The sequence below is a fragment of the Trinickia fusca genome, from assembly GCF_003628145.1.
Lineage (GTDB): Bacteria > Pseudomonadota > Gammaproteobacteria > Burkholderiales > Burkholderiaceae > Trinickia > Trinickia fusca.
Window position 1 is genome coordinate 55,524 of the sequence record NZ_RBZV01000005.1, and the last position, 16,688, is coordinate 72,211.

The following is a 16,688-nucleotide window of genomic DNA, read 5'->3' on the forward strand; positions in this document are numbered from 1 at the left end:
TGCCATGTGCGGCATCGTAGGCGTAGTCTCCCATTCCCCGGTCAATCAGCTGATCTACGACAGCCTTCTGCTGTTGCAGCATCGCGGCCAGGACGCAGCCGGCATCGCGACGGCGAACGGCAGCACCTTCCATATGTACAAGGCGAACGGCATGGTGCGCGACGTGTTCCGCACGCGCAACATGCGCAGTCTGCCCGGCACGGCAGGCATCGGCCAAGTGCGTTATCCGACGGCCGGCTCGGCCTCGAGCGAGGAGGAAGCCCAGCCGTTCTACGTGAACGCGCCGTTCGGCATCATCCTCGCGCATAACGGCAACCTGACGAACTGGCGGCAACTGAAGGACGAGATGTTCCGCATCGACCGTCGCCACATCAACACGAACTCGGACAGCGAAGTGCTGCTGAACGTGCTGGCGCACGAGGTGCAGCTCGCGACCTCGGGCCTGCAGCTCGATCCCGCCGCGGTCTTCAAGGCGGTGGCCGGCGTGCATCGCCGCGTGCGCGGCTCGTATGCGATCGTGTCGGTGATCGCCGGCTACGGCCTGCTCGCGTTCCGCGACCCGTTCGGCATTCGTCCGCTGTGCATCGGCAAGAATGAAACGGCGCAGGGTGTCGAGTGGATCGTGGCGTCGGAGTCGGTGGCCGTCGAAGGCATCGGTTTCGAGTTCGTGCGTGATGTCGCGCCCGGCGAGGCCATCTTCATCGACAACGAAGGCAACCTGCACAGCCAGCAGTGCGCCGAGTCGCCGAGCCTGAACCCGTGCATTTTCGAGTACGTGTATCTCGCGCGGCCCGATTCGTGCCTCGATGGTGTGCCCGTCTACAACGTGCGTCTGCGCATGGGCGACTACCTCGCCGAGAAGATCAAGCGCGAGCTGCCCGACGTGCGGATCGACGTCGTCATGCCGATTCCCGATTCGTCGCGCCCCGCGGCGATGCAGGTGGCGGCCAAGCTCGGCGTCGAGTATCGCGAGGGCTTTTTCAAGAACCGCTACGTCGGCCGGACCTTCATCATGCCGGGCCAGGCGGTGCGCAAGAAGTCGGTGCGCCAGAAGCTCAACGCGATGGCGATCGAGTTCAAGGGCAAGAACGTGCTGATCGTCGACGATTCGATCGTGCGCGGAACGACGTCGCACGAGATCGTGCAGATGGCGCGCGATGCGGGCGCGAAGTCGGTCATCTTCGCGTCGGCGGCGCCGCCCGTGAAATTCCCGAACGTGTATGGCATCGATATGCCGACGCGCGGCGAGCTCGTCGCGCACGGCCGGACCGATGAGGAAGTCGCGAAGATGATCGGTGCCGATCACCTCGTGTATCAGGACGTCGATGCGCTCAAGCGCGCCGTGCGTGACATCAATCCGGCGATCTCGCGTTTCGAGGCTTCGTGCTTCGACGGCGAGTACATCACCGGCGACGTGACGCCCGAGTACCTCGATGCGATCGAACGCGCACGTACGGCCCCGGCGTCGCAGTCGGAGCGCGAGTCGGCCGGCGATACGGCAGACAACTCGGTGGTCCGCTCGCAGCTGCATTTGCAGTTGTCGACGGAGTGATGCCGAGCGTTGGAGAACGAACGGTGCCGCATGTGCTACGATGCGCAAGCGTCGATTTGATTCAGCTTGCGGACGCGGGGCGACCCAAACACAGCTAAAGCGAAAGACGGCGGTCACGCCGCCCGACGCCGCAGCGTCCCCCGCACACGAAGCCCGCTTTTGCCGACGCGAAGCGGGCTTTTTGCTGGCCGTCGTTCGGTGATTCTTCCATCGAACGCGAAAGACCCTACGATCATGGACGACTCTTTGAACTTCGACACGCTCGCCGTGCGCTCGGGCACGGTGCGCACCGACTTCAACGAACACTCGGAAGCGCTGTTCCTGACCTCGAGCTTCTGCTTCACGAGCGCAGCCGAGGCTGCCGAACGCTTCAAGCATTCTGAGGACTACTACACGTATTCGCGCTTCACGAACCCGACGGTCACGATGTTCCAGGACCGGCTCGCCGCGCTCGAAGGCGGCGAGGCCTGCATCGCGACGGCCTCGGGCATGAGTGCGATCCTGTCGATCGTGATGGCCGCGATGCAGGCGGGGGACCATATGGTCAGCTCGCGGAGCCTGTTCGGCTCGACGCTCGGCATGTTCTCGCAGATCTTCACGCGCTTCGGCATCACGACGACGTTCGTCGATCCCAACGATCTCGACGCGTGGCGCAATGCCGTGCGGCCCGAGACGAAGCTGTTCTTCGTCGAAACGCCGTCGAACCCGCTGACCGAACTGGCCGACATCGAAGCCATCGGCAAGATCGCCAAAGCCGCCGGCGCACTGTTCGTCGTCGACAACTCGTTCTGCAGCCCGGCTGTGCAGCAGCCGCTCAAGCTCGGTGCCGACGTCGTCATGCACTCGGCCACGAAGCTCATCGACGGGCAAGGGCGCGTGCTGGGCGGCGCGTTGGTCGGTTCGCGACAGCTCATCATGGAGAAGGTGTTTCCGTTCGTGCGTAGCGCGGGGCCGACGCTCTCGGCGTTCAACGCATGGGTGCTGCTCAAGGGGCTCGAGACGCTGTCGCTGCGCGCCGAACGGCAATCGGCCAATGCACTCGAAGTGGCACGCTGGCTCGAGCGTCATCCCTCCGTGAAGCGCGTGTTTTACCCAGGGCTCGAGTCGCATCCGCAATACGCGCTCGCGCAGCGTCAGCAACGTTCGGGTGGCGCGGTCGTCGCGTTCGAGGTCGTCGGCGACACGCCTGAAGCGCAACGCGAGAACGCTTGGCGTGTGATCGACGGCACGCAGTTGTGCTCGATCACCGCGAACCTCGGCGATACGCGTACGACGATCACGCATCCATCGACGACCACGCACAGCCGCATCACGCCCGAAGCGCGCGCGGAGGCTGGCATCACCGAAGGCTTGCTGCGTCTCGCGCTGGGGCTCGAGCATGCGGGCGACATCTGCAACGATCTCGCGCGCGGGCTCGAGGGACGCTAGATTTCGGTAATCACGGGCGATACGCCTTCACCGTACGCCAGGAGTATCGAAGCGCAGTTGAATGATTAGCGGCGCTTCGCTCAATGGGCGCGCAATGCGCGCCATTGCCCGGGAGCGAGCCCGAAGCGGCGCGTGAACGCGTGCGTGTAAGTGCTTTGATCGGCGAAGCCGACTTCGAGCGCGATGTCGGTCAGTGAGTGGCGTGCATCGCGCAGGAGTCCGAGCGAGGTGTCGAGGCGCAGCCGTTGCAGGTAGCGATGCGGCGTGGTGCCGAACGCCTCTTCGAACAACTGATGAAAACGGCGCAGGCCGAAGCCGCAGTGCGCGGCGAGATCGGCCACGCGCAGGGGCTCAGATAGATGGGCGCGCAACCATCGATCGATGCGGGCGAAGTCGAGGCCGATCGCTGGCGCGTCGCTGCCCGTGCTGGCCATCAGCGCCGCTGCCAGCCGCGCCGCGGCATCCCAGCCGAAGCGGCACATCGGCGCGCGAGCCGGCGTATCGTCGATGGCGATCGCGCCGTCGATACGGGCGACATTGAACGCCACCTCGCGCACGAGCTGCGTGAGTGCGTCGTTCAACGTCAGCGTATGCGCCTGCGCGAACAGGCGCTCGGGCACTGCGAGCGAGGCGGGCGGCATGTCGAGCACGAGCTGGCGGTTTTCGCCGACGCCCGCATACTCGTGGCGTTCGCCGGCGGGAATCAGCCACGCGTGATGCGCATCGACGCGCTGGCCCCGGCCTTCGACGATCATCTCCATCGAGCCGTCGAGACCGAGCACGATTTGATGAAAGTCGTGCTCGTCACAGGCGTTCGCCTCGGCGAAGCGCCGCAGCGATACGACCGGCGAGGACACGCCGCACGCGCGCATCAAACGCTCACACGTCGAGCAATTCGACTTCGAAGATCAACGTGGCGTTGGGCGGAATCACGCCGCCGGCGCCGCGCGGGCCGTAACCGAGTTGCGGCGGAATCGTCAGACGGCGTACGCCGCCGACTTTCATGCCCTGCACGCCTTCATCCCAGCCCTTGATGACCATGCCGCCGCCGAGCACGAACGCGAACGGATCGTTGCGGTCCTTGCTCGAATCGAACTTCTGGTTGCCGTCTGCGAGCCAGCCCGTGTAGTGCACGCTGACCGTTTGGCCCGCTTGTGCCTCGGCACCGGTCCCCTCGGTCAGATCTTCGTACTTGAGGCCGGAATCCGTCGTCACGATCGACATGAAGTAACTCCTTGAATCACGTTGGAAACCGCCATTGTAGGCGCTTGTTTCGAGCAGGGTGCCTATAATGTCGTTCTGTTCAACGACGCTATGGACGCACCCCGGCACCGAGGTGTTGCGCGCATGGTTCGATGTCTCGATGAGATCACGGACATGCCAGGAAAGGGGCGGCCAAGCGTTTCTCCACGAGGGGGCCGATCGTGTCAACGTCCTTCGATGTCGTTGCCGCTGCCACATCCGATGAGCGTTTCGCCCGCATGCGGGCCGAGACGGCATTATTCATGCGCGACCACGTGCTGTCGCTCGTCTCCCATGACTTACGCAGCCCCTTGAATGCGATTCACAGCTGGGCCTATGTGCTCGAGCGCAAGCTCGACCCGGCCGACGCTGCTGCGCAGCGCGCGCTGGCCGGCATTCGTTCGGGCGTCGATCAGCAGGTGCAACTGCTCGAACAAGCCGTCGATACCACGCGCGCCGAAACGAAAGCACTGGCGTTGCGCCGTGAGGGCTTCACGGTACGGGCTGCGCTCGAGCGTGCGTCAGACGACATTCGCCGTGCGCTGGGTGCGGCGCGCAACGTCACGATTGCTATCGATTCGCGGCTCGAGGGGCAATCATGTGACGGCGACAGCGAACGCCTGACAGAGGCGTTGTGGGTCATGCTGGCGTTCGCCATCGAAGCGAGCGCGCCCGGCGAGACGGTCAAGCTGGCGAGCAGCATCGACGGCGGCTTCTGGCGTACGGAGGTGGCGTACACGATGAGCTTCGCGGCATTGCGCGATGCCGAATTGCCGCATGCCTTCGAACCGTTCGCGCGCAAGCAGGCGCAGCAGCCGCGCGAGGCCGGGCGTATTGCCTGGGTGCTGGCGCTGGCACAGCGTGTGGCGCTCGCGCATGGCGGCACGTTCGAACAAAGCGCGGCCGGCGACGGCGAGCCTTCGTCACTGGTGTTGCGCGTGCCTACCGCAGCGGTTTAGGGCCTCAGCTTTTCGGCACGCCTTCTTCCACGAGCAGCGCCACGGGCAGCGCGCTCAGCGCATCGCGCACGAAGAGCCGTCCGGCGTCGTCGGCCTTCGGCGCACAGGGGCTCAGGCAATCGAACAACGCACGGCCCGCCAGTACCTGGGGCAACTGCACAACGGCGTCGTCCCATGTCCGCGGCTCGACGAGCGGCACGTCGTCTGGCGAGAGCAGCGACGTGGCGAGGCGCGTGCCGACCACGATCGCATAGGCATCGCCATGTTGACGCGCGAATGCCACGACGTGTCGGGCGGCGCGCCCTTGCACCGTCAGCGGGATGTACTCGCCTTCGAGGAACAATGCCGGCGAGACGGACCGCAATGTCAGCACGCGATGCACGATGCCGAGCTTGACGTGCCCGTCGCGCCAGTTGGCGAGCTGTTCGCTGGGCGGCGTATCGATGAGCCAGGCATGTCGGTGCGCGAAATCGACCGCGTGGCGATTGTCAGGGTCGACGAGGCTGAAGTCCCATAGTTCGCATCCCTGATAAAGATCGGGCACACCCGGCGAGGTCATGCGCAGCACCGTTTGCAGCAGCGCGTTGACGGCGCCAGCACGACCGATGCGCGCCACGAACGCGTGCACTTCACGCAGGAAGCTATCGCGGCGTTGCGGCGCAAGGATGTCGAACAGGAAGTCACGCGACGCCGCTTCATAGGCTTGGTCGGGCGCATGCCAGCTCGTGCGCAACTTGGCTTCGCGCAATGCTTTCAATTGCCACGTCGCGACGCGATTCGCGAGGACCTCGACGCCGGCCGTATTCGACGGGTCGAGATCGAGCGGCCAGCAGCCAACCAGTGTCTGGTACAGCATCGCTTCGGCCGTCGGCCCCGGCGCCCAATCGCGCGATGCGCCGGGGAGCCAGGCGTCGCCGAGCTCGCGCCGCTGCGGCGCATTGAGCGTCGACCACGCGCGCAGCTTCGCACACCACTCTTGCGCAATCTCGCTGAGCACGGCGAGCCGGGCACGCATGTCTTCGCCACGTTTGTGATCATGCGTGGCCGTTGCGACGAGCGTGTGCGGAAAGTGGCGTGCGCGCTCGACGTTGGCGGCGTGAAAGGCCTCGATCGACCGCGCGAACTCGCCTGGGTCGGCTCCGACTTCATTGCGGGACAGCAGGCGGCCATAGCGGTAGTAGGCCGTGTCTTCTAGCGCCTTGGCGGCTAGCGGTGCCGTCAGCTGCGCGAAGAGCGCGCTGGCCGAGCGCCGCTCGCGTCCGGGCGCGGCAGGCGGATAGACACCTGCGCGTTCGTCACGACCGTCGGTGCCGCCGAGCCATCCGTCGAGATGGTCGAGCACGCTGTCATCGGCACGCGGCAACACCTTTCTGGCCGCCTCGAATGCGCGGCGAAAGTGGACGTCGTCATCCGCCGTGCGCTGGCCGTTGTACGGATACATGCGATAGACGGGAAAGTGAACGGCGAGCTCGACGAGTGCACGGCGAATCGAGGTGAACGTGAAGTCGCGCGTCGCAGGCTGTTCGCGAGCGATGCGATGCAGACTGCGCGCGGTGCGGTCGAGTTCGGCCGACAGATTTTCGGCGAGGATCTTGCGCCGCGCCGCGAGCGCTTCGTCGGCAAACGTTTTGGCGGTGCCGGCGAGCTCGTTCCAAACGGCGGTCAACGGCGCTTCGCCTTCGGGGGCATGCAGCAAAGCGCCGACGTCGTTCATGAAGTCATAGCCGGTGGTGCCGTCGATATCCCAGTCGCCGGGCAACAACTCATCGCCAGAGAGGATCTTCTCGACGACGAGGTAGGCGCGCGGCCCGTCGAGTTGCTGCGGGCGTTCGGCTTCGCATCCGGCGAGCCGTTCGCGCAGACGTCGGCAGTATTCGCGCGGATCGACGAGCCCGTCGATGTGGTCGATGCGCACGCCATCGATGATGCCCTGCGCGAACAGACGCAAGATCAGCGCATGAACCGCATCGAACACGTCGGCCCGCTCGACGCGTAGGGCCGCGAGCGTCGTGATGTCGCAGAAGCGTCGCCAGTTGATTTCGTCGGCGGCCGTGCGCCACCAGGCAAGGCGAAAGAATTGACGCTCGAGTAGCCGATGCAGACGTTCGAGCGCGCCGCTCGTTGGTGGTGCGTAGGTGGCCAATGCCGCATCGAGCGAACCCGCGCCGTGCGTGGTCGCGAACTCACTTAAAGCATCGAGCGCGCGTATCGCTCGCGCCTGGTCTTCGGGCTGCGTCGTGAGGCCGTCGAAACGTTCCGCCAGTGCGTTGAGCTCAGTGTGTTCGCCGGCTCGCAGAATCGTAGCGTAGTCGACGGGACAGACCGGCAGCACATGCTCGTGATAGCGCACGACGAAGCGTGCCCATTCGGGATCGTACGCCAGCTCGATATGACCGGCCGCCAGCGCCTCGCCGTATGGCGCGCCGAGGCACGGCGCGAGCACCTTGCCACGCAGTGCCGGGTCGGGCGAATGCCAATCGATGTCGAAGTGGCGTGCATGGGCGCTGTGGCGCCCCCATTCGAGGATGTCGAGCCACCATGCGTTGTGCCCGTCCGCGATGCCCATGTGGTTCGGCACGATGTCGGCGATGATGCCCATCTGACGCTCGTGCAGCGCCTCGGCAAGCCGCACGAGCGCCGGCTCGCCGCCGATTTCAGGGTTCACGCGGCTGTAGTCGATCGTGTCGTAGCCGTGCGTCGAGCCCGGCACGGCGGTCGTCAGCGGCGACAGATACAGATGGCTCACGCCGAGCGCCGCGAAGTAGTCGACGCGAGCGGCCGCGTCGATGAGCGTGAAGCCGCGATGCAATTGAAGACGAAGCGTGGAGCGCGGGACGGTCATGATGGGCGGGGCGGTTGGGTAGCGGGTGTGCTCGTTGCGGGCACGCGTGCGCGCGTAGCGGCGAGCAGGCGATCCGCGAGTACCGGGTCCTCGAAGAGCGCGTCGATCGGTTTGTCCAGCCGCCGTCGCCAGTTCGGGTGCTCGTCGATCGTGCCGGGCAGGTTCGGCTGTTCGACAAGGCCCAGCAAATCTTCGAGTGGATGGACGACGAACGGCGCTGGCGTCGATGACACGAACACGAGTGCTTCGTCGATGGGTGGCTCGGAGATCGGTGGTGCGCCGACGTCGCTTGCCGCGATGCCGGCTCGCTGGAATGCCTGCCAGAGCAATGCCCGGTCGACGGCGCGTTCCTCCTGTGCGAGCGTCACGATGGTGCTGGAGTCCGCATGCGGCACGGTTTGGCCGATGCGCTGGCGCCAATCGATGTCGGTGCCGTGCCACCAGCCTGAAGCGGTTGGCAGATCGTGCGTCGTCGTGGTGGCCAGGGCATCGTCAGGCCATTGCTCGGGTGGCTTGAAGCGTCCCCCGTCGTCGCGCTCGAACCACAGCACGCGCATGCCGAGGAGGCCATGCCGTGCCAGACGCCCGCGAAAGCCGGCGGGGACCGTGCCGAGATCCTCGCCGATCACGATCGCGCGATGCCGCCATGATTCGAGCGCAACGAGCCGTAGCAAATCGGTGAACGGATAGCGCAAATAGGCGCCGAGGGCTGCGCTCGCGCCTTCGGGCACGAGCCACAAGCGTTGCAGGCCAAGTACGTGATCGATGCGCAGGCCGCCTGCATGGGCGAACGCGGCGCGCAGCATGTCGATGAATGCCGTGAAGCCCTGTGCACGCATCGCGCGCGGCGAGAACGTCGTGAGCCCCCATGCTTGCCCGGCCGGGTTGAAGGTGTCGGGCGGCGCGCCGACCGACACCTTCTGGAGCATATCGTCGCGATACGACCATGCGTGACTGCCGCCGCCGTCGCAGCCGACTGCCAGATCGGCGACGAGCCCCATCGCCATCCCGGCATCGCGCGCCGCGCGCTGGGCATGGGCCAGCCCTTTCGTGGCCAGCCATTGCAGGAACAGATGAAAGTCGACCTCATGCCGATGCTCGCGCGCGAACGTGTCGACATCGACGCCGCGCGGATCGGCATATTCTGGCGGCCACTCGCGCCAATGTTCGCCGCCATGTCGGGCACGCTGTACGGCATGCAGCGATTCGAAACGCGCATGGTCTTCGAGTGCACGGCCGCCTTGCGCGCGGAACGTCTCGAAGTCGACGGCAAGCGGTCCATTCGCTGCGCGTTCGTGTGTGCAAAAGCGTTCGAACAGCGCGCGCAGCACCTTGAGCCGCAGCATCAGCGCCGCTGGCCAGTCGATCAGCGGTTGTGCCTCGAGCGTGGCCCACGCGTCGCGTGCGTGCGCGGCCTGCAGCGCAGCCTGTGCGGCACCCTTGCCGAATACGGCGGCCGGATCGATATGGGCGACGTTCAGGAACAGCCGCGAGGACGGGGAGTACGGGCTGAACTTGTGCGGGTCCGCGCTGAACATCGCATGAGTGGGGCTGACGGCCAACGCATGGGCACCCCGTCGTGCGCTGTCGATCGCGAACGCGGCGAGTGCCGAATAGTCGCCGATGCCGCCATCGCCGATGCGCCGCAAGCCATACAGCTGCACGCCGATGCCCCACGCGCGCACGTGCTCGGGATCCGGCATGCCGGCGTGGCGACATGCATCGGCGATCGTGTAGCAACGCGGCGGGGCCACCGCCAGGCGCACTTGGCGGCCATTCAGCGTCAGCATGTGATAGCCAGGCTCGGTGATGGGCGTGAGCAATGCCAATGCATCATGTGGCGTGGTGAAGCGTCCGTCGATGCGCGCGCCGCTTTCGAGCTCGATGCGATAGTGGCTGCCCGATTGGGCGATGTTGCGGGGCAACGCGATCGCGTGGTCGCACTCAGCCGTGATCAAGGGCGGCAGCTTCGGCGAATCGTGCTCGGCTTGGGCAAGCGCAAGACTTTGCTCGGCTTCGTCACGGGTGCTGCACGGCAAGCCGAGCGCGGCCAGCAACGCGATCAGCGTCTCGGGTGCGACGCGCTGTGCGCGCTTGTGCACGTCTTCCCAATGCACTTCGAGGCCCTCGAGCGTGGCGAGCCGCTCGATGGTCTCGCGGCTCGGGATAGGGCTTGGCGAGGACGACGCCGGTGGCGTCGATGGCGTGTGCGTGTTCACGCGTTGCTCCCGCGTGGCTGTGCGATGCGTGTATCGTGCCGCAGCGCATAGGTGTTCACGTCGCCCGTGAGCCAGGCGATGAATGCGTAAGGCGGTAGCTCGTAGGCGTCGACGCGGTCGCGCGTGCGCGGTGGCGTCTCGAAGACGACCATGCCGTCGGGCCGCTCGGTGAACGGCAACGCTTCGGGCGTGAGGTTCAGTGCGAGCGCCAGCGTTTCGCCGTCGCCGAGCTGCCAGCGGGCCACGAGCGCGTTCGTCTCGTGATCGTTCGTCGTTCGCAGAAGCGTCGTGCCGAGTGCCCGCGAGCCGGCGAGCCGTGGCGCGATCAGCTTGGCACGCACGGCCAACGCCGAGCGATAGAAGTGCTGCCATGCATCGCGTTCGCTGGTGGAGCCTTGGATGCGTTGCACGTTACTGTCGCCAGAGGCGTAGCTTTCGTCCTGCATAGGCGACGAAAGCGCGAACGTCTGCAACGCATTGGGATCGGGAATGCGCCCGCGTCGCTCGGGATCGCTGAATGCCGCGAACGTTGCGAATTCGTTCGAGCGGCCTTCCCGCACCGCGTCGGCCAGCTTGCCCGCGTAATCGGTGAAGTACAGAAACGGCTGCGTCGAGCCGCGCTCTTCTCCCATGAACAGCAGTGGAATGTGCGGCGACAGCAGCACGAGCCCCGTCGCCGCGAGCAGCGCTTGCGGCGCGCAGAGCGTGCGCAGTCGTTCGCCGAATGCGCGATTGCCGACCTGATCGTGGTTTTGCAGAAACATCACGAAAGCCGTCGGCGGCAGATGCGCGCTCGGTTCGCCGCGCGGCTTGCCGTCGTGCGTGGGCGAGGGCTCGCCTTGATAGGCGAAGCCTTCCGACAGCACGCGCGCGATCTTCTCGATCGGTTTGTCGGCGTAGGCCCGGTAGTAGCCCTCTTGTTCGCCCGTCAACAGCACGTGCAGCGTGTGGTGCGCGTCGTCATTCCACTGCGCGTCGAAGCCGGCTTGCAACAGGCCGGCCGCGTTGTGCTCGTTTTCAAGCACGAGGTGGATGCGGCGCTCGGGATCGACGGTCGTGCGCACGCGCTCGGCCAGTTCGCGCAGCCAACTCTCGTCGCCGATCGCATGCGCCGCGTCGACCCGCAGCCCGTCGAAGCGGTATTCGTCGAGCCAGTACAGCGCGTTCTGGCAGAAGAACGCGCGCACCTCGATGCGCCTGAAGTCGATGGCGGGGCCCCACGGCGTGGCCACGTCGTCGCGGAAGAAGGCCGCTGCGTAGCGCGGCAGATAATTGCCTTCGGGGCCGAAATGGTTGTAGACAACGTCGAGCAGCACCGCGAGCCCGTGCCCGTGGGCGCAATCGATGAGTGCCTTCAGATCGTCGGGGCGGCCGTATGCCGAGTCGGGGGCGAACGGCAGCACGCCGTCGTAGCCCCAATTTCGACGGCCCGGGAAGTCGGCGACGGGCATCAGCTCGATGGCCGTCACGCCGAGGGCGGCGAGCTGCGGCAGGCGCTGCGCAACGCGCGCATAGCCGCCCAGCGCGCCGACGTGCAGTTCATAAATGACCATCTCTTCCCACGGCCGGCCGCGCCAATCCGCATGCTGCCAGGCGTAGGCCCGCGCGTCCACGACTTCGCTGGGGCCGTGCACATCCTCGGGCTGAAAGCGCGAAGCCGGATCGGGGACCAGCAGGCCATCGTCGAGCCGATAGCGATAACGCGCGCCGGCGCCGCACTCGAATTCGGATTCGAACCAACCGTTGCCAGATGATGTCAAGTCGACAACGTTTGTTGTGGATTCGTATTCGATCTCGAGCGCGACGGCATGGCTCGACGGCGCCCATAGACGAAAGCGCGTGCGTGGCCGGCTGCCGTTGGACGAAGCGGTGTCGAGCAATTGTGCGCCGAACGGTAGCGGGTGAGTGTAGCGAATGGTCGAATTCGACAGTGACGGTGATTCGGACATGGCGTCATACCTCGCTTTACCGATGAGCACGTCGGCACCTAGCCTGGGCTGCCGGTCGAGTCGGCAGATGAGGCCGATTCGTCCGCAGTGATCGAGCCCATCCCCGTTACCGGCCACGCGACGAGGACGACGAAGCCATGCGCACCGATCGGCAGTGGTGTCTGCCTGAGTGTGTGCGTTGGCGCGTCGGGGATCGTCGTATCGATGAGCACATTCCATTCCAGCGACGGGGGGGGCGGCGTGAAGGCGATCGTCGCGTGCGACGCGTTATGCATGAGCAGCAGCACTTCGAGCTTGCCGTCTGCGGCCGCGCCGGCGCGGCGCAGTGTCAGCGTACGTCCCTCGGGTACCTGCCAGGACTCGCTGGTCAGCGGCTCGCCGTGCTCGTCGAACCAGCCGATATTCTTGATGTCGGGCAGAACATCGTGCTCGCCGTGCGGAAAATGCATTTCGCGCAACAGCGGATGCTGCCTGCGCAATTGCGCGAGGCGCGCGACGAACGAGATCTGTGCCTGACCTGCTGGTGATCGAGCTTGCGTCCAGTCGAGCCACGACAGCGCATTGTCATGACAATACGCATTGTTGTTGCCGTGCTGGCTGCGGCCGAATTCGTCCCCAGCCACGAGCATCGGCGTGCCCAGCGACGTGAACAGGCTCGCGAGCATCGAGCGTGAGACGCATCCGCGCGTGGCATTGATTTGCGCATCGTCGGTCGGGCCTTCGGCGCCCCAGTTCGCGCTGCAATTCTCGTTGTGGCCGTCGGCGTTGTTGTCGCCGTTTGCTTCGTTGTGCTTTTGTTCGTACGAGACCACGTCGGCCAGCGTGAAACCGTCATGCGACGCGACATGGTTGATCGAGGCCCAAGGCCGTCTGAACCGATGATCGAACAAGTCGGCCGAGCCGGCGATGCGTGCGGCGAGCTCGGCGCGCATGCCGGCGTCGCCACGCCAGAAGCGCCGTACGCAATCGCGGTACTTGTCGTTCCATTCGGCGAAGCCGGGCGGATGATGCCCGAGCTGGTAGCCGCCCGGACCGACATCCCAAGGCTCGGAGATGAGCTTGCAGTGCGACAGCAGCGGGTCTTGCCGGATCGCGTCGAAGAAACCCGAGCCCGGATTGAAACCGGTGCCCTCGCGCCCGAGTGTGACGCCAAGATCGAAGCGAAAGCCGTCGACGTGATAGGCGCCGGCCCAGTAGCGCAGCGAGTCCATCACCATTTGCAGTACGCGCGGATGCGACAGATTGAGCGTATTGCCGCAGCCGGTATCGTTGATGTGGTGACGCTCCTCGCCGGGAATCAGGCGATAGTAGCTCGCGTTGTCGAGGCCGCGCCACGCGACGGTCGGCCCGAGCTCATTGCCCTCGCACGTGTGGTTGTAGACGACGTCGAGAATGACTTCGATGCCGGCCGCATGCAGTTGCCGCACCGCGATACGCAACTCGCTGAGGCGCCGCGTCGACAGGTACGCCGGATGCGGTGCGAAGAACGCGGCCGTGTTGTAGCCCCAGTAGTTCGATAGATGCCGCGTCAGCAGGGCGCGCTCGTCGAGGAATGCGTGGATCGGCAGCAGTTCGACGGCCGTCACGCCGATCTTGTGCAGATGGTCGATGAACTGCGGCGAGGCGAGCGCGGCGAACGTACCGCGCTCGTGCGGGCGAAAGTCCGTACCGAGCATCGACACGCCCTTGACGTGTGTTTCGTAGATGACCGTCTCGCCCCATGGCACGTCCGGACGCACGTCGCGCGACCAGTCGAACGCTTCGTCGACGACGACGGATTTGGGCATGGCGGGCGCCGAGTCGTGCTTGTCGAGCGACAAGTCCAGGCGGTTCGAATGCGCGCGATAGCCGAACAGCGCATCGGACCAGCGAAACGCGCCCGTGAGTTTCTTTGCGTACGGGTCGAGCAGCAGTTTGAACGGATTGAAGCGATGGCCTTGCTGCGGCTTGAACGGCCCATGCGCGCGAAAGCCGTAGACGGTGCCCGGGTGCGCGCCGGACAGGTAGCCATGCCAGACTTCGTCCGTGCATTCGGGTAGAGGAAAGCGCGCGAGCTCCTTATGTCCGTTCGGATCGAACAGGCATAGATCGATGCGCCAGGCGTTCGCCGAGAACACCGCGAAGTTGACGCCGAGACCGTCCCAGGTCGCGCCGAGTGGATAGGGGGCACCGGCTTCGAGGCGATCGGGCAGCGAGTTGGCCATGCTCACCATTCCCTTTGCATGGGTAGATGACGTGGCGTACCGTCATTGCGCACGCAGGACGATCGTCGCGAGCGGCGGTAGCGTCAGCAGCAGCGACTGCGGCTTGCCGTGGCTCGCGATGGGGTCGGTCACGACGCGCCCCGCATTGCCAGCGTTCGAGCCGCCGTACACGCTCGCGTCGGTATTCATGATTTCCTCCCAACGGCCTGGGCGTTGTACGCCGATGCGGTAGCCATGACGGGGCACGGGCGTGAAGTTGCAGACGACGGCGAGCTCGCGTCCACTGCCGTCGCAGCGGCGGTAGGCGAATACGCTGTTGTCGTCGTCGTCACCGACGAGCCATTCGAAGCCGCCGGGCTCGGCATCGAGTACATGCAGCGCACGTTCATGCGTATAGAGACGATTGAGATCGCGCACGAGCAGCTGCACGCCTTGATGCAGGGCGTCGTCGAGCAAATGCCACTGCGGCGATGCGTCGTGATCGAACTCGGCCCATTGCGCGAACTCGCCGCCCATGAACAGCAGCTTCTTGCCTGGATGAGTCCACATGAAGCCGAAGTACGCGCGCAGGTTCGCAAGGCGCTGCCACGTGTCGCCGGGCATCTTGCCGAGCAGCGACCCTTTGCCGTGCACGACTTCGTCGTGCGACAGCGGCAGCACGAATCGCTCGGAGTAGGCGTAGACCATGCCGAACGACATGTTGTGATGGTGGTAGCGGCGATGGATCGGGTCTTCGCGCATGTAATGCAGCGTGTCGTGCATCCAGCCCATGTTCCATTTGAAGTTGAAGCCGAGGCCGCCGTCTTCGGCGCGAGCGGTCACGCCGGGCCAGGCCGTCGATTCCTCGGCGATCGTCACGGCTCCGCCGACGCCGGGCGCATGCGCGACTTCGTGATTGACGCGCTTCAGGAACGCGATCGCCTCGAGGTTCTCGCGGCCGCCATGGATGTTGGGCACCCATTGACCCTCGGCGCGCGAGTAGTCGCGATAGAGCATCGAGGCCACTGCGTCGACGCGCAGCCCGTCGACGTGATAACGCAGCAGCCAGGCGAGCGCGGACGCGATCAGGAACGCGGCGACCTCGTTGCGCCCGAGGTTGTAGATCAACGTGTTCCAGTCCGGGTGATAGCCCTCGCGCGGATCGGCGTGCTCGTAGAGCGGCGTGCCGTCGAAAGCGACGAGACCATGCGCGTCGTTCGGAAAATGTGCGCTCACCCAATCGAGGATCACGCCAAGCCCTGCCGCATGCGCGCGATTGACGAACGCGGCGAAGCCTTCGGGCAGACCCAGGCGCGCCGATGGCGCGAACGGCGAGAGCGGTTGATAGCCCCACGAGCCGCCGAACGGATGCTCGGCGATCGGTAGGAATTCGAGGTGCGTAAAGCCCATGTCGATCGCGTAAGGGATCAGGCGATCGGCGAGCTCCGTCCAGTTCAGGCCGCGGTGGCCTTGCTCGTCGATGCGCAGCCACGACTGCGCATGCACCTCGTAGATCGCGATCGGTGCCCGTGGTGTTTGCCGTGCGGCGCGGCTCGACATCCATGCGCCGTCGGTCCACTCGAATTGCTCGATACGCGAGACGTCGGCCACGATCGACGCGGTGGCCGGCGCGGACTCGGTCTGCATCGCACACGGGTCCGCCTTCAGGGGCAATGCATGACCCTCGCACGCGAGGATCTCGTACTTGTATCGTGCGCCTGCGGTCAGGCGCGGCACGAACAGCTCCCACACGCCAGCGGTATGCCGGAACCGCATCGGATGACGGCGCCCGTCCCACGTATTGAAGTCACCGACGACCGACACGCGACGCGCGTTGGGCGCCCACACGGCGAAGCGCACGCCAGGCACGCCGTCGAGCACGTCCGGCCGCGCGCCCAGGCATTGCAGCACCGCGTACGGATCGGAGCAGGCGAGACGATTCAAAGCCGCTTCGTCGAGCAAGGGGCCGAACGAGTAGGTATCCTCGATCTCCTGTTCGGTGCCGTGCCAGTCGATGCGCAGACGGTACGGCGCAGCGCGTTCGACGAGGCCGGCGAACAGGCCATTGGGATGGATCAGCCGCAGCTTGCCGAGGCATGCCCCGCTGTCGCGCTCGATCACGACGACGCTGGCCGCGCCGGGGAGCATCGCGCGCACCACGACGCCCGACGACGTGCGATGCATGCCGAGCTGCGAGAACGGGTCGGGATGGCGCGCGTCGACTAGCGCTTCCAGGTCGACGGCCGCCAGGCCCGCCTGCGGGTCGGGGTCGAAGATCGGATGGATGAGGGCGGATTGATCGTTCATGGCCGAT

Annotated in this window: 10 protein-coding genes; 3 read left to right on the plus strand and 7 right to left on the minus strand. The window is 65.7% G+C overall.

Annotated features, from left to right (window positions below; all coding sequences use genetic code 11):
- Positions 1–4 precede the first annotated feature (4 nt).
- Complete coding sequence (purF, locus tag D7S89_RS14360; RefSeq protein WP_121278386.1) at positions 5–1,552, plus strand: amidophosphoribosyltransferase; 1,548 nt, start codon at positions 5–7, stop codon at positions 1,550–1,552.
- 234 nt (positions 1,553–1,786) lie between these two features.
- A complete protein-coding gene (locus D7S89_RS14365; protein WP_121278387.1) occupies positions 1,787–2,980 on the plus strand; it encodes an O-succinylhomoserine sulfhydrylase in 1,194 nt (397 codons plus the stop codon).
- An 80-nt stretch (positions 2,981–3,060) separates the two neighbouring features.
- On the opposite strand, the gene D7S89_RS14370 is transcribed toward D7S89_RS14365, so the two are convergent.
- Entirely contained in the window at positions 3,061–3,852 is a 792-nt protein-coding gene (locus tag D7S89_RS14370; protein ID WP_121278388.1) for an AraC family transcriptional regulator, read from the minus strand.
- Between the two features lie 7 nt (positions 3,853–3,859).
- Positions 3,860–4,204, minus strand: coding sequence for an FKBP-type peptidyl-prolyl cis-trans isomerase (locus D7S89_RS14375; protein ID WP_121278389.1), 345 nt, complete (start codon positions 4,202–4,204; stop codon positions 3,860–3,862).
- 200 nt (positions 4,205–4,404) lie between these two features.
- Between D7S89_RS14375 and D7S89_RS14380 the strand changes: the two genes are divergently transcribed.
- Positions 4,405–5,181 (plus strand): sensor histidine kinase, encoded by a 777-nt coding sequence (locus D7S89_RS14380; protein ID WP_342766897.1) that lies wholly within the window; start codon positions 4,405–4,407, stop codon positions 5,179–5,181.
- A gap of 4 nt (positions 5,182–5,185) precedes the next feature.
- Here D7S89_RS14380 and treY read toward each other — a convergent pair whose 3' ends face one another.
- Genes treY through glgB form a run of 5 tightly spaced genes read right to left on the minus strand, consistent with a single transcriptional unit; the run spans position 5,186 to position 16,681 of the window.
- Entirely contained in the window at positions 5,186–8,023 is a 2,838-nt protein-coding gene (treY, locus tag D7S89_RS14385; protein ID WP_121278391.1) for a malto-oligosyltrehalose synthase, read from the minus strand.
- Complete coding sequence (gene malQ / locus D7S89_RS14390) at positions 8,020–10,191, minus strand: 4-alpha-glucanotransferase (RefSeq protein WP_121278588.1); 2,172 nt, start codon at positions 10,189–10,191, stop codon at positions 8,020–8,022. The genes treY and malQ overlap by 4 nt, the downstream gene beginning before the upstream one ends.
- Before the next feature lie 47 nt (positions 10,192–10,238).
- A complete protein-coding gene (gene treZ / locus D7S89_RS14395; protein ID WP_121278392.1) occupies positions 10,239–12,191 on the minus strand; it encodes a malto-oligosyltrehalose trehalohydrolase in 1,953 nt (650 codons plus the stop codon).
- Positions 12,192–12,229: 38 nt separating this feature from the next.
- Positions 12,230–14,395, minus strand: coding sequence for a glycogen debranching protein GlgX (glgX, locus tag D7S89_RS14400; RefSeq protein ID WP_121278590.1), 2,166 nt, complete (start codon positions 14,393–14,395; stop codon positions 12,230–12,232).
- A 42-nt stretch (positions 14,396–14,437) separates the two neighbouring features.
- Positions 14,438–16,681, minus strand: coding sequence for a 1,4-alpha-glucan branching protein GlgB (glgB, locus tag D7S89_RS14405; protein ID WP_425470810.1), 2,244 nt, complete (start codon positions 16,679–16,681; stop codon positions 14,438–14,440).
- Positions 16,682–16,688: the final 7 nt, after the last annotated feature.